Annotated in this window: 9 protein-coding genes; 7 read left to right on the top strand and 2 right to left on the bottom strand. The window is 57.3% G+C overall.

The window, feature by feature from the left end; all coding sequences use genetic code 11:
• Window positions 1-125 precede the first annotated feature (125 nt).
• On the top strand, window positions 126-1,037 hold the full coding sequence (locus AQ1_RS13490; protein ID WP_042088178.1) for a GNAT family N-acetyltransferase: 912 nt from the start codon (window positions 126-128) through the stop codon (window positions 1,035-1,037).
• 63 nt (window positions 1,038-1,100) lie between these two features.
• Here the strand turns inward: AQ1_RS13490 and AQ1_RS13485 are convergent, their stop codons facing one another.
• Window positions 1,101-3,413, bottom strand: a complete 2,313-nt coding sequence (locus tag AQ1_RS13485) for an NADP-dependent malic enzyme (RefSeq protein ID WP_081837348.1) — start codon at window positions 3,411-3,413, stop codon at window positions 1,101-1,103.
• Window positions 3,414-3,618: 205 nt separating this feature from the next.
• Here AQ1_RS13485 and mutS point away from each other — a divergent pair, with 205 nt between their 5' ends.
• The 6 genes from mutS (at window position 3,619) to AQ1_RS13455 (ending at window position 13,097) form a co-directional block, all read left to right on the top strand.
• A complete protein-coding gene (mutS, locus tag AQ1_RS13480) occupies window positions 3,619-6,345 on the top strand; it encodes a DNA mismatch repair protein MutS (protein WP_042088177.1) in 2,727 nt (908 codons plus the stop codon).
• A gap of 40 nt (window positions 6,346-6,385) precedes the next feature.
• The gene (locus AQ1_RS13475; protein WP_042088174.1) at window positions 6,386-9,172 is read left to right on the top strand and encodes a [protein-PII] uridylyltransferase; all 2,787 of its coding nucleotides are present in this window, start codon (window positions 6,386-6,388) and stop codon (window positions 9,170-9,172) included.
• A gap of 15 nt (window positions 9,173-9,187) precedes the next feature.
• Window positions 9,188-10,777, top strand: coding sequence for a murein biosynthesis integral membrane protein MurJ (murJ, locus tag AQ1_RS13470; protein WP_042088172.1), 1,590 nt, complete (start codon window positions 9,188-9,190; stop codon window positions 10,775-10,777).
• Between the two features lie 92 nt (window positions 10,778-10,869).
• On the top strand, window positions 10,870-11,904 hold the full coding sequence (gene trpS, locus AQ1_RS13465; protein WP_042088170.1) for a tryptophan--tRNA ligase: 1,035 nt from the start codon (window positions 10,870-10,872) through the stop codon (window positions 11,902-11,904).
• A gap of 136 nt (window positions 11,905-12,040) precedes the next feature.
• Window positions 12,041-12,286 carry a hypothetical protein gene (locus AQ1_RS13460; RefSeq protein ID WP_150006680.1) on the top strand — a complete coding sequence of 82 codons (246 nt, stop codon included), beginning with the start codon at window positions 12,041-12,043 and terminating at the stop codon, window positions 12,284-12,286.
• A 145-nt stretch (window positions 12,287-12,431) separates the two neighbouring features.
• The gene (locus tag AQ1_RS13455; protein ID WP_042088429.1) at window positions 12,432-13,097 is read left to right on the top strand and encodes a DUF4136 domain-containing protein; all 666 of its coding nucleotides are present in this window, start codon (window positions 12,432-12,434) and stop codon (window positions 13,095-13,097) included.
• 97 nt (window positions 13,098-13,194) lie between these two features.
• On the opposite strand, the gene AQ1_RS13450 is transcribed toward AQ1_RS13455, so the two are convergent.
• Window positions 13,195-14,193, bottom strand: coding sequence for a 2-hydroxyacid dehydrogenase (locus AQ1_RS13450; RefSeq protein ID WP_042088167.1), 999 nt, complete (start codon window positions 14,191-14,193; stop codon window positions 13,195-13,197).
• Window positions 14,194-14,259: the final 66 nt, after the last annotated feature.

The raw sequence follows: 14,259 nt of genomic DNA, 5'->3' as shown, positions 1-14,259 counted from the left end.
GGTTGAGATATGAACGGCAAAGGCTCACACTCCGAGCCGTTTTGATGCGATGGGGCGCAGGATTTTTAATCGTTTTCTGAAAGCCGCGTCACGAAATTGTCTCTGAAGGGGCTTAGAAGCGCGTTATGGATTACACCGGCAAAGACAAGGTCGTCGCCGCACAAACACTGGCGAACGCCGATTATTACGCCCGATCAGGCCCTTTGGAGGTGCGCTGTTCGCGTGAAGAGTCTGAAATTCTGGAAGCCCAGCGTTTGCGCTATCGCATTTTCTATGAGGAAATGTCGGCACAGCCCACGCTTCAGATGCAGCGCGAACGCCGCGATATGGATGTTTATGATCCCTTATGCGATCATTTGCTGGTCATCGATCATTCCAAGCCCAAAGGCAGCCGGGTGGTCGGCACCTATCGTCTGCTGCGCCAAAGGGTGGCGTCCCAGCATGGCGGCTTTTATTCCGCTCAGGAATATGATCTCGGCCCTTTGATGGGGGAACGCTTTCAGGCCCATATGGGCAAGGGCGGCCAGCTTTTGGAATTGGGTCGCTCCTGTGTGGCGCGGGATTATCGTTCGAATGCCACCATCACCCTTTTATGGAAGGGGATTGCGGGCTATCTGGCAGAACATTCCATTGCTTATATGTTTGGCTGTGCCTCTTTGCATGGCACCGATCCCGATGCTTTGGCGGCTCCCTTATCCTATTTATGGCACGAACATCTGTGCCCGGCGGATTTCATGGTGCGTGCCGTGCCCGAGCGTTTTGAAGATATGAACAGGGTGCCGCGCGATCAGCTTGATATCCGCATGGCTCGCCGCTCTTTGCCGCCTTTGATCAAGGGCTATCTGCGCCTTGGCTGCTTCATCGGGGATGGGGCGGTGGTGGATGATCAGTTTGGCACCACTGATGTATTCATCCTGCTGCCCGTAGAGCGGGTGACCAAGCGCTATTCCATGCGCTTTGGCACCCCAGGGGCGATCAATGATGGTGAGGCCGAGGCCGCCGAAGCCATTGGTGGTGGCCGCCAGATTATCATTTGAAAAATCATCATCTGAGCTTTAGTTCAGGAACCACGGGGACCAGAAAGGCCGGGGGGCGAACGATCAATCGCGCTTGATCGAGCCCACAGCGGCTAAAGCCGCCATATTCAGCACATCCGATGTGTGCGATCCCATCCGCACCACCTGAATCGAGCGATCAAAGCCCCACAAAATCGGCCCGATCACCCGGGCACCGCCCAAAGCTCCCACCAGCTTTGTCGAAATATTGGCGGAATGAAGGGCCGGCATGACCAGCAGATTGGCCGGGCCGGAAAGCCGCGCAAAGGGATAAAGCTTCAAAAGATCGGGGTTGAGCGCGGTATCGGGGGCCATATCCCCCTCGAATTCGAAATTCACATCGCGCTGTTCCAAAATGGCCACGGCTTCGCGCACATGATCGGCCTTTTCCCGCATCGGTTGGCCGAAATTGGAAAAAGACAGCATGGCGGCGCGGGGCTCGTGCCCCAGATGACGCACGGCAGCGGCGGCATTTTGGGCAATATCGGCCAGTTCGCTGCCGGTGGGGCGTTCGTTCATCACCGTATCGGCAATAAACACCGTGCGATCGCGGGACATCACGATGGTCAGCCCGAACGGGGCGACGCCCGCCTTGGGATCGATCACGAGCTGAATATTTTCAATGGCCTGATAATAATTGCGCGTCAGCCCGGTGACCATGGCATCGGCATCGCCATGGGCCAGCATGCAGGCGGAAAAGGCATTGCGATCCCGGTTTACCAGCCTTTGGGCATCGCGCTTTAAATAGCCCTTGCGCTGCAGGCGACCATAAAGCCATTCGGTATAATCGGCATTGCGCGATGAGGTGGCGGCAGAGCGGATATCATAATCATCGGGATTGGCGCCCATATCACGCAGTTTGCGGGCCACCACATCTTCATAGCCGATCAGGATCGCCTGGCCATAGCCCCCCGATTGAAAGCCCATGGCGGCGCGCACCATGCGATCTTCTTCCCCTTCGGCAAAGATCACCCGCTTATTGTGATCGGTGAGCATGTCAAACATCTCGCCCAACAGACCGATGGTGGGATTGAGCCGGTTCGAGACCTGACGACGATAAGCGGCCATATCCTCGATGGGTTTGCGGGCCACGCCGCTATCCATGGCCGCCTGCGCCACCCGGGGGGGAACGAATTCCATCAGCCGGGGATCGAAAGGGGCGGGGATGATATATTCGGGGCCAAAGCTGTGTTTGCGCCCGGAATAGGCGGCGGCCACTTCTTCGGGCACATCGGTGCGCGCCAATTCGGCCAAAGCATGGGCGGCGGCGATTTTCATCTCGTCATTGATGGTGCGGGCCCGCACATCAAGCGCTCCGCGAAAGATATAAGGAAAACCCAATACATTATTGACCTGATTGGGATAATCCGATCGCCCGGTGGCCATGATGGCATCATCGCGGATGGTGGCCACCTCTTCGGGGCTGATTTCGGGATTGGGATTGGCCATGGCAAAAATGATCGGCTTTGGGGCCATGCTTTTCACCATCTCCGCATTCACGGCCCCTTCCACCGAAAGCCCGATAAACACATCGGCACCCTCCATCGCTTCCGCCAGGGTGCGCAGGGGTGTGTCTACCGCATGGGCGGATTTCCATTGATTGAGGCTGTCTTCGCGGTTTGTGTGGATCACGCCTTTGCTATCGCACATGATCAGATGATCATGGGGCACCCCCATCGCCTTGATCAATTCTGCACAGGCGATCGATGCCGCCCCCGCCCCATTCATCACCACCCGCACATCCTTGATATCGCGATCTGTCAGAAAAAGGGCATTGATGAACCCTGCGCCGGTGATGATGGCCGTGCCATGCTGATCATCATGGAAAACCGGAATATCCATGGCTTCACGCAGGCGCTGTTCGATGATGAAACAGGCGGGCGCACCGATATCTTCGAGATTGATGCCGCCAAAGGTCGGCTCCATCAGGGTCACGGCGCTGACAATGGCATCCACATCGCTGGAATTGAGCTCGATATCGATGGCATCGATATCCGCAAAGCGCTTGAACAGAACGGCTTTGCCCTCCATCACCGGCTTTGATGCGGCAGCCCCCAGATTGCCCAGGCCCAAAATGGCCGAGCCATTGGAAATTACCGCCACCAGATTGCCCCGGGCGGTATAATCGAAAATACAGTCGGGATTTTCGGCAATCGCCTTTACCGGGGCGGCCACGCCGGGGGAATAAGCAAGGGATAGATCGCGCTGGGTGGCCATCGGTTTGGTGGGGGTGATCTCGATCTTGCCCGCCGTGGGAAAAGCGTGAAAGCGCAAGGCTTCGCGGTCGGTGAATCGCGATTCAGTGGATTTCGACTCGGCGGTTTTAGATGCAGGGGATTTGGGGGGCGTATCGGTCATGAAGGGTTCTGATCCTTGTTGCAGGGGCTTGAAGGGTCATAAGAGGGTTAGGGTCGCAAGAGGATTAGGGTCGCAAGAGGATTCTGGCAGTTCATCGGGCACAATGCTAAAAAGACGATCCACTGGAACAGGGCTGGTTGATGTGCCTCATCTTCTAGCATTATGTAGACGGTCCGAGAACAATCTATATGAAAATCTGGCCTTTATGAACAATCCGGCAAAAAATGTGAAAAAGGGCCCTGCCGATCCTCAGGATGGGGCGGCAACGCCGATGATGGCGCAATATCTGGCCATCCGCGCCGCCCATCCTGATTGTCTGCTGTTTTATCGCATGGGCGATTTTTACGAATTGTTTTTCGATGATGCGATCAAGGCAGCGGCGGCCCTTGATATTACCCTCACCCGTCGTGGCAGGCATGAAGGCGAGGATATCCCCATGGCCGGGGTGCCGGTTCATGCGGCGGAGAGCTATCTGGCGCGCCTGATCAAGTCGGGGTTCAAGGTGGCTGTGTGCGAACAGACCGAAGACCCCGCAGAGGCGAAAAAGCGCGGCGCAAAATCGGTGGTGGCCCGCGAAGTGGTGCGCTTGGTGACGCCGGGCACCCTGACGGAAGACACCCTGCTCGATGCTCGCCGCCATAATTATCTGGCGGTTCTGGTAGCGGTGGGAAACAATATGGCCGTCGCCTATGCCGATATGTCTACCGGCAGTTTCATGAGCATGGAAACCAGCCCCGATCATCTTTCGGCCGATCTGGCCCAGCTTGCTCCCGGTGAGCTTTTGGTGGCGGCAAAGCTGCTTGATGATTCAGATGTGCGCCGCCTGCTCGATGGGATGGCCGATGTGGTCTCGCCCTTGCCAGCGGGATCATGGGATAGTCTGGGGGGCGAGCGGCGCCTGAAGGCACTTTATGGGGTGGCGAGCCTTGATGCCTTTGGCGATTTCAGCCGCGCCGAGCTTGCTGCGTTCGATGCCCTTCTGGATTATCTGGAAAGCACACAAAAAGGCCGGATGCCGCGCCTGCGTCCGCCGGGGCAAAGGGCCCGTGGCTCGGTGATGCTGATCGATGCCGCTACCCGCCGCAGTCTTGAACTGGCACGCACTTTGGCGGGGGAAAGCAAAGGCAGCCTGATCGCCACTATCGATTGCACCATCACCGGGGCCGGGGCGCGGGCGCAGGCGGCCCGTCTTGCGGCCCCCCTTACCGATCTGGCGCTGATCGAACAGCGGCTGGATGCGGTGGATCATTGTGTGAAGGTATCGGATCTGCGCGCCGATCTGCGCACGGATTTGCGGGCCGCACCCGATCTGGAACGCGCTTTGTCGCGCCTGATGCTGGATCGTGGAACGCCGCGTGATCTGGCGGCGGTGCGTGATGCTCTGCGGGTGGCGGCCGAGCTGTGTGATCGCCTCAATCGCGGCAGTGCCGCCGATGGTGGCCTTGATGATCATGGCCTTCCGGTTCTGCTCGATAGGGCGCAAAAAGCCCTGACCGGCCATGCGGCCCTTGAAGATCTGCTGGGCCGGGCGCTGGTGGCGGATCCCCCGGCGCTGGCCCGGGATGGCGGCTTTATCACCAAAGGCTATGATGCGGCTTTGGATGAAGTACGCACCCTGCGCGATGAAAGCCGCCGGTTGATCGCCGGGCTGGAAGCCGATTATCGCCGCGATACCGGCCTGAATGCATTGAAGATCAAGCATAATAATGTTTTGGGCTATCATATCGATGTGCCCGCGAAAGCGGCGGATCTTTTGATGCAGCCCCCCCATGCCCAGCGCTTCATTCATCGCCAGACATTGGCCAATGCCGTGCGCTTTTCCACCACCGAACTGGCGGGTTTGGCGGCTGAAATCAATCAGGCAGGGGATCGGGCGCTGGCCATGGAACAGCAGATGTTCGATGAGCTGGTGGCCCGCATTGCCGATCATTGGCACGAGCTGATGGCCTGCGCGCAGGCGCTGGCAGAGATCGATGTGTCCGCTGCCTTGGCCGAACGCGCGGTGATCGATCGCTGGGCGCGGCCAAAAATCAGCGAGGATCGGGCCTTTGATATTCGCGGCGGGCGGCATCCGGTGGTGGAGGCAGCCTTGCGCAAGGAGGATGGCGGGCCGTTCATCGCCAATGATTGCGATCTGGGCCCCGATCAGCGCCTGTGGCTGGTGACCGGCCCCAATATGGCCGGGAAATCAACCTTTTTGCGACAAAATGCCCTGATTGCCATTCTGGCGCAGGCGGGGAGCTTCGTGCCTGCCGAGGCGGCGCATATCGGCATTGTGGATCGCCTGTTCAGCCGGGTGGGGGCATCGGATGATCTGGCGCAGGGGCGCTCCACCTTCATGGTGGAAATGGTTGAAACGGCGGCGATCCTCAATCAGGCAACAGACCGCTCTTTGGTGATTCTTGATGAAATCGGCCGGGGCACGGCCACCTTCGATGGTTTGTCCATCGCCTGGGCTGCGGTTGAGCATCTCCATGATGTCAATCGCTCCCGGGCTTTGTTTGCCACCCATTATCATGAAATGTCGGCCCTGAAGGTGCGTTTGTCCTCTTTAGCCTTGCGCTCCATGCGGGTGAAGGAATGGCGCGGCGATGTGGTGTTTTTGCACGAAGTCACGATGGGGGCGGCGGATCGATCCTATGGCATTCAGGTGGCATCCTTAGCGGGCTTGCCCAAGGCGGTGATCAATCGGGCGCGGCAGGTGCTGGATGATCTGGAAGCCAGTGGCGAAGGGGCGCGAACCCGCGGGGCTTTGGGCGATCTGCCCCTGTTTGAACGATCGGCCGCAAGCCCTGCGACCCCCGCGCCCAAAGATGAGGCGGCCAGCGCAGTGCTGGATGCCGTGCGGACAAGCAATCCTGATGAGTTGACCCCCAAACAGGCGCATGATCTGGTTTATCACTTAAAAAGCCTGAGCCAGGGCCCATATTGATGCCTGAACGCGATGCACCTTTATCACCAAAAGGGATTTCATGGTCACCATAGCGAAAAAACGTCAGATCATCGATCCCGCTGACTATGCCAAAGATCTGGCCGAGGCCGCCTTGTGCGCCGATCCAAAAGAGCGCCAGCAGCAGATTCTTGCGGTTTCAAAGGCCATGTGGCAGCGCGGCTTCGATGAGATCAAGGCCCGCCATGAACAGGATGGCATGAGCGGTCGGCGGGTGGCGGCGGCTTTCAGCTATCTGGCGGATAAATTGATCATCGGCCTTTATGATCTGGCCATCACCCGGCTTTATCCCCGCCCCAATCCCACCGATAGCGAGCGCATGGCGGTGATTGCCACCGGCGGCTATGGGCGCGGCGAACTGGCTCCGTTCTCTGATCTCGATCTTTTATTTCTCTATCCCTATAAATCCACATCATGGCATGAACAGATCGTTGAATTCATGCTCTATACCCTTTGGGATCTGGGCTTGAAGGTGGGTCAGGCGGTGCGCTCGCCCGTCGATTGTGTGCGCATGGCCCGCGAAGATGTTTCGGTCAATACATCCTTGCTCGAACGCCGGATGCTGGCAGGGGATCAGGCTTTATATGAAGAGCTTGGGCGTCTTTATCAAAGCTCGGTCCGGGAGGTGCGCGGCCATCAGTTTGTGGATGAAAAGCTGGCCGAGCGCGATGCCCGCCATGATCGCATGGGCGATAGCCGCTATGTGGTGGAACCCAATCTGAAAGATGGAAAAGGCGGCCTGCGCGATCTGCACACGCTGTTCTGGATCACCCGCTTTCTTTATGATGTGCATTTGCCAAAGGATCTGGTGGCCGAAGGCATCTTAGAAGAAGACGAGCTTAAAACCTTCAAAAAGGCCGAATCCTTTTTATGGACGGTGCGGGTGTCTTTGCATTTTCTGGTGGGCCGGGCGCAGGAAAGGCTGACTTTTGATGTGCAGCTTGAATTGGCCAACAGGCTGAATTACCGCGATCATCCCGGGCTTTCAGGGGTGGAACGCTTCATGAAGCATTATTTCCTCGTCGCCAAACAAGTGGGCGATCTCACCCGCGTGGTCTGCGCCGTGCTGGAGGCGCGGCACCAGAAAAACACCCTGTTTTCGCTGGCGAACTGGCGGCCAAGACGGTCGATCCGGGGCTTTCGGGTGGATGGGGAAAGGCTCACGGTGCGCAATGAGCAGATGTTCATCGATGAACCGCGCAAGATGGTGGAGATTTTTGCGGTTGCCCATGAAACCGGATATGACATCCACCCCAATGCCCTGCGCTATATGGGGCGGCATCTGGGCTTGATCGATCGGGATGTGCGCCATGATTTTGCCGCCAATAAAGCTTTCATGGATGTGCTGACCTCGGCCAATCATCCTGAAATCAATTTGCGGCGGATGAACGAAGCCGGGGTTTTCGGCAAATTCGTGCCCGATTTCGGGCGCATCGTGGCGCAGATGCAATATGATATGTATCACCATTATACGGTGGATGAGCACAGCATCCATGCCCTGGGCCTGCTGGCCAGGATCGAACGCGGCGAATTGAAAGACGAGCATCCGCTTTCCACCGATCTGATCGGCAAGCTGGTGTCGCGGCGGGTTCTTTATATGGCGGTGTTTTTGCATGATATCGCCAAGGGGCGGGGCGGCGATCATTCCCGCATCGGCGAGCGGGTGGCCCGCAAGCTGTGCCCCCGGATGGGGCTGACCCCATCGGAAACCGATCTCGTGGCCTGGCTCGTGCGCTGGCATCTTTTGATGAGCCAAACCGCCTTCAAGCGCGATCTGGCGGATCGCAAAACCGTGCTCGATTTTTGTGAAGCGGTGAAAAGCCCGGAGCGTTTGAAGCTTTTGCTCATTCTGACCGTGGTGGATATCCGGGCGGTGGGGCCGGGGGTGTGGAATGGCTGGAAAGGCCAGCTTTTGCGCGATCTTTATGAACAGGCCGAAGAAGTGCTGGTGGCTGGCCACGCGGTCAGTGGCCGCCGGGATCGGGTGGATGGCAAAAAGAAAGATCTGGCCGGAAGGCTTGCCGATTGGCCCGAACGGGATCGCGATAGCCATATGGGCCGCCTGCATGATAGCTACTGGATTTCCGAAGATGGCGATACCCATGAACATAATGCCCGGCTGATCCGCAAAACCGAGCAGGCGGGCGAGGAAGTGGGGGTGATGGTTTCGGTCAATGCCTTTCAGGATATGACCGAAGTGAGCGTGTTTACCCGGGATCGTCCGGGGCTTTTTGCGCGGCTTTCGGGGGCTTTTGCGGTGGCCGGCGCGAATGTGATGGATGGTAAGATTCACACCACGTCGGACGGCAAGGCGCTGGATAATTTCCGCATCCAAAGCCCGGATGGCTCGGCCTATAGCGATCCGCGTAAGCTGGCCGAACTGGAACAATCGATCCGCCGGGCGGTGGTGAATAAATTACCCGCCGAAGAAAAGCTGAAGCGCAAAAGCGATGGGATCAAAAGCCGGACCGCCGTTTTCAAGGTGGAGCCTTTGGTGATCGTTGATAATCGGGCCTCCAACCGTGCCACGGTGATCGAGGTGAATGCCCGGGATCGGGTGGGCCTGCTTTATGATCTGACACGGGCCTTATCACGCATGCGATTGTCGATTTTCTCGGCGCATGTGGCCACCTATGGTGAGCGGGCGGTGGATGTTTTTTATGTGCAGGATCTGGAAGGCCAGAAAATCATCGGCAGCCAGCGCATCGCCAATATCGAAAGAAAATTGATGGCCGCCACGAAAGGGCAATTGCCCCTGAGCCATGATGTGCGGCGCAAAGGTGGGCAGTTGGCCCATGGGCGCTCTTGAGATGCGGTTTTTAGCATGAGCATGATGCGCGGCTTTACCACGGTCGGCGCCTTCACGCTGATCAGCCGCATTCTGGGCTTTGTGCGCGATATTTTGATGGCGCAATTCTTAGGCGCGGGGCTGGCGGCAGATTGCTTTTTCGTGGCCTTCAAGCTGCCCAATTTTTTCCGCCGTCTGTTTGCCGAAGGGGCATTTTCTTCGGCCTTCGTGCCGCTTTTCGCCAAATTGCTGGGCCGCCATCCCCATCCCCGCAGCATCGATGCGGCGCGGGCTTTTGCGCAGGATGCCCTTGCTATTTTGCTGCCGGTCCTGCTGCTTTTGATGGCGCTGATGCAGCTTTTCATGCCCTTTGTGATGCTCGCTCTGGCCCCCGGTTTTGTCGATCAGCCGGATAAATTTGCGCTGGCCATCGATCTCACGCGTCTCACCTTTCCCTATCTGGTTCTAATCTCGCTGGTTTCGCTTTTTTCTGGTGTTTTAAATGGCTTGGGGCGCTTTGCTGAAGCGGCTGCGGCCCCGGTTTTGCTCAATATCATCCTGATTGCCGCCCTTTTGCTTTTCCATGACAATGAGATGATCACCGCCAAGGCGCTGGCCGTGGCGGTCAGCCTTGCGGGGATGGCGCAGCTTTTGATGCTGGTGCTGGCGGCCCGACGGGCGGGGTGGAGCCTGTCTTTGCCGCGCCCACGTCTCACCCCATCGGTGAAGCATCTGCTGACGGTGATGATCCCCGTGGCTTTGGGGGCGGGGATGACTCAGGTCAATCTGGTGATCGATATCATTCTCGCATCCTTATTGCCGGAAGGGGCTTTGTCTTATCTGTTTTATGCGGATCGGCTCAATCAGTTTCCTTTGGGGGTGATCGGCATTGCGGTGGGCACGGTTTTACTGCCGCATCTCTCGCGCACTTTGGCTGATAGTGCACAGGGGGGGGCGCATGGCGGGGATGGCGTATCTGATGCCGCCAATGCCCAGCATAATCGGGCGGTGGAATTTGCCCTCATCCTCACCTTGCCGGCGGCTTTTGCCCTCATTACCATTGCCGGGCCGCTGATCACCACCTTGTTCGAGCATGGCGCCTTCAGCGCCGATGACAGCGGCAAAACAGCACGGGCCCTGATGGCCTTTGCCTTTGGTCTGCCCGCTTTTGTGCTGATCAAGGTGCTGGTGCCGGGGTTTTATGCCCGGGAAGATATGAAAACGCCGGTGAAAATCGCGATGCTGGCGCTGTTTGTCAATCTGGGGCTCAATCTGCTGTTGATGGGGCCTTTGGGGCATGTGGGGCTGGCTTTATCCACCAGCCTTGCGGCCTGGCTGAATGCCGGGCTGCTTTATGTTTTTTTGCGCAAGCGCCGCCATCTGCTGCTCGATCAGCGCTTTAAAACAAGGCTTTGGCGGGCCTTATTTTCCTGCCTTGCGATGGTTGTCGTTCTTTTGGCTATCCGCTTTGGGCTGGTGCTTCCGGCGGATGCCCATCTGTGGCCCCGGATTGGCCTGCTGGCGGCTTTGGTCTTTTCGGGCATGGCGGCTTATGGCCTGTCGGCTGTTTTGACAGGGGCCGTGGTGCCCCGTGAAATCCGCAGGCTTCGCCGCCCCGATGCTTGACCGGTTGTTGTGCCATTGTCATAAGTCGCGGCAATCGAGATCATGCCGCCCTGATCTTTTTAGGGGTTGGTGCGTCAATAAGGATCGTCATCATGAATGAGCGTCAGCCCACCCTGCCTCGTAATCGCGTTTTTTCGGGTGCCCAGCCTACGGGATCAATGCATCTGGGAAATTATCTGGGGGCTTTCCGGAATTGGGTGCGTCTGCAAGAGGATTATGAATGCATTTATTGTGTGGTGGATCTTCATGCCATCACGGTGTGGCAGGAACCGGCCGTTTTGATCCAGCAAACCCGCGAAGCAGCGGCGGCCTATATAGCCTGCGGTGTTGATCCGCAAAAATCCATCCTGTTCAATCAAAGTCGGGTCGCTGCTCATGCCGAATTGGCCTGGATTTTCAATTGCGTGGCGCGGATCGGCTGGCTCAATCGGATGACCCAGTTCAAGGATAAGGCAGGGAAAAACCGGGAAAAGGCCAGTGTGGGGCTTTATGTTTATCCCGATCTGATGGCCGCCGATATTCTGGCTTATAAAGCCACCCATGTGCCGGTGGGCGAAGATCAAAAACAGCATCTGGAATTGACCCGCGATATTGCTCTTAAATTCAATAATGATTTCGGGCGTGAGGTGTTCCCCATCGTGGAGCCGATTATCCAGAAAGAAGGGGCGCGGGTGATGAGCCTGCGCGATGGTGCCAAAAAAATGAGCAAATCCGATCCGTCGGATGCCTCGCGCCTTAATCTCACCGATGATGCCGATCGCATCGCCTTGAAGATTCGCAAGGCTAAAACCGATCCCCTGCCTTTGCCAGAGGATGCCGCAGGCCTTGCCGATCGGCCCGAAGCCAGCAATCTGGTGGGGATTTATGCGGCTTTGGCCGATCTCAGCCAGGCCGATGTGCTGGCCCGCCATGGGGGCAAGGAGTTTGCGCCCTTTAAAAAGGATCTGGCGGATCTGGCGGTGGCCCGCCTTGCCCCCATCAGCAACGAAATGAGCCGCTTGATGCGCGATCCGGCGGAAATCGATGCTGTTCTCGACAAAGGTGCTGAGAAGGCTGCGGCCCTTGCCCGCCCGGTGATGGAAGAGGTGCGCGCGGTTGTGGGTTTATTGGGGGCGCGATCCTTTTAAGGGCGGGGGGCCATATAGAGCCCTGCATCTCCTTGTCGCAGGGGCTTGCAGTCCGACCAGGGGCGCTTACATCTTGTGTGCGATCCTTTTGTGGATTGGGCCCTGGCCGGGCCCTTTGTGATTGGGGAGATGAAAAATGAATAAAATGATGGTCCTATCGCCTTTTCTTCTGGCTTTGTCGGCCTGTGCCGAGGGCGTGGAAAAGCGGGTATCCTCTTCTCCTGAAAAAGCCACCTCTGTCACCCGCTATGGCGATTATTGGGCGACCTATCGCTCCATGCGTCAATCGCACATCAAATTCAGGGCCGAGCAGGATAAGCCTGCTGAAAAGCCGGATCGCCAATCTTTGGCAAAGGATGAGAAGGAAAGACTTGCTCTGTGATGGGTGCGGGATAAGGCTTTATGCTTGAACGACAGGGAATGATAATTCATCACCGGTTCAGTCTTTTGATTTAATGTGAAATGACTTCGATGCATTGATGATTGATAATGATCTGCATGTGCGACGACGCAAGGATGACAAGGCTATGATGAGGCAAGGTTTTAAAATTTTACTGCTCCTGTCGGCTTTGACGGTAGCGGCCTGCGCGAAAACATTCGAGGCCGATGTTGCCCGCTTTCATCGATTGGAACAGCCTGCAGGCAAAAGCATCACGATCATGCCCATTGATCCTGAAAAAAAGGGCAGCCTTGAATTCGAGCAATATGCAAGTCTTGTGCGCGCACAATTAATCGATGCCGGTTATCGCCCTACCGAAGACAATGCGGATATCCGGGTTGAACTGGATTGGCTGGTTTCGGATGGTCGGGAAAAGATTTTCTCACGGCCGGGCTATTATGGCGGCTATCCTTATTATGGCGGCAGTTTCTATCATCCTTATGGCTTCCGCTCGGGCTTTGGCCATGGTTTCGGTGGCCATGGATTTGGCGGCTATGGTTATGGCTATGGCGGTTATGGCGGCAGCGATGTTTATTCGGTCACGGTTTATTCCGTGCGGCTGACCTTGGCGATGCTCAATCCCCAGGACGAAGTTCTTTTCGAGGGCCGCGCCGATACCACCTTGAGCAATACCAATCTGCCCGAAGCCATGCCCTATCTGGTGCAGGCGATGTTTAGCGAGTTCCCCGGCGAAAGCGGTAAAAGCCAAAGAGTTGAGCTGGAATTACCCAAGGGTGAAGATATCGGCTATTGAGGCTTTCAGCCACGCACAAGGGGTCATTCCTTATGCCCCCATCTGATCGAAAAGGAGCGGTTCGCCGCTCCTTTTTTGTGGGTTCAGAGTCCTCGCCCTAAAGCCATTCCCCCAAAACCCGATCCGGCGGGGCATGTCCATCGGCAAAGGTTTTGATATTGATCAGCACCTTTTCCCCCATATCGATGCGGGCTTCCCGGGTGGCAGAGCCCATATGCGGCAAAGCGACCACCGATGGCAGGGCCAGAAGCCGGGGATTGACCGCCGGTTCATGTTCATAAACATCAAGCCCGGCCCCCGCCAGTTCGCCCGCTTCCAGCATTCGCAGCAGGGCATTTTCATCCACCACCTCGCCCCGGGCGGTATTGATCACATAGGCATGAGGCTGAAGCTGCTTTAGGCGGCGCGCCGACAAAAGATGATAGGTGGCCGGGGTGTGCGGACAATGGATGCTGATCACATCGGCCCGGGCCAGCATCTGATCCAGACTTTCCCACCATGTGGCTTCAAGGGATTGTTCGAGCCGGGCGGGTAAGCGGCGACGATTATGATAATGCACCTGCATCCCGAAAGCCTTGGCCCGCCGGGCCACCGCCTGACCGATTCGGCCCATGCCGATGATGCCCAAACGCTTCCCCCACAGCCTTGTGCCCAAAAGGCCGGTGGGCGACCAGCCCTGCCAATCGCCATCTTCCAAAAGCCGCACACCTTCAATCAGGCGGCGGGGCACGGCCAGAATGAGGGCCATGGTCATATCGGCGGTATCTTCTGTTAAAACACCGGGGGTGTTGGTCACCGTGATGCCCCGCTGCCGGGCGCTGGCCAGATCGATATGATCGACCCCATTGCCGAAATTGGCGATCAGCTTCAAACGCGGACCGGCATGGGCCAGAACAGCTGCATCGATTCGATCTGTCACTGTGGGCACCAGCACATCCGCTTCGGCCACGGCCTTGATCAGATCAGAAGACGATAAGGGCTGATCATCGGGATTGAGCACGATATCAAACAGCTCGGCCATTCGGGTTTCGATGGGTTCGGGCAGTCGGCGGCTCACAATAACGCGGGGTCTGGTCTTGTCTCGTGCCTCGCTCATCAGCGTCAAGTCCTTGATTGCCGTAAGGGTTGCGGAATAAACCGGATCAGGTACAAGATGCACTCA

The organism is Iodidimonas nitroreducens (genome assembly GCA_000710935.1).
Lineage (GTDB): Bacteria > Pseudomonadota > Alphaproteobacteria > Sphingomonadales > Rhodothalassiaceae > Iodidimonas > Iodidimonas nitroreducens.
This window is presented reverse-complemented; position numbering and strand designations above follow the sequence as displayed.

What these genes read in the sequence shown, in the direction of transcription:
- AQ1_RS13460 (WP_150006680.1), top strand. Translation starts at nt 12,041, where the DNA reads ATGAATAAAATGATGGTCCTATCGCCTTTTCTTCTGGCTTTGTCGGCC.
- AQ1_RS13450 (WP_042088167.1), bottom strand. Translation starts at nt 14,193, where the DNA reads ATGAGCGAGGCACGAGACAAGACCAGACCCCGCGTTATTGTGAGCCGC.
- AQ1_RS13485 (WP_081837348.1), bottom strand. Translation starts at nt 3,413, where the DNA reads ATGACCGATACGCCCCCCAAATCCCCTGCATCTAAAACCGCCGAGTCG.
- AQ1_RS13475 (WP_042088174.1), top strand. Translation starts at nt 6,386, where the DNA reads ATGGTCACCATAGCGAAAAAACGTCAGATCATCGATCCCGCTGACTAT.
- trpS (WP_042088170.1), top strand. Translation starts at nt 10,870, where the DNA reads ATGAATGAGCGTCAGCCCACCCTGCCTCGTAATCGCGTTTTTTCGGGT.
- murJ (WP_042088172.1), top strand. Translation starts at nt 9,188, where the DNA reads ATGAGCATGATGCGCGGCTTTACCACGGTCGGCGCCTTCACGCTGATC.
- AQ1_RS13490 (WP_042088178.1), top strand. Translation starts at nt 126, where the DNA reads ATGGATTACACCGGCAAAGACAAGGTCGTCGCCGCACAAACACTGGCG.
- AQ1_RS13455 (WP_042088429.1), top strand. Translation starts at nt 12,432, where the DNA reads ATGATGAGGCAAGGTTTTAAAATTTTACTGCTCCTGTCGGCTTTGACG.
- mutS (WP_042088177.1), top strand. Translation starts at nt 3,619, where the DNA reads ATGAACAATCCGGCAAAAAATGTGAAAAAGGGCCCTGCCGATCCTCAG.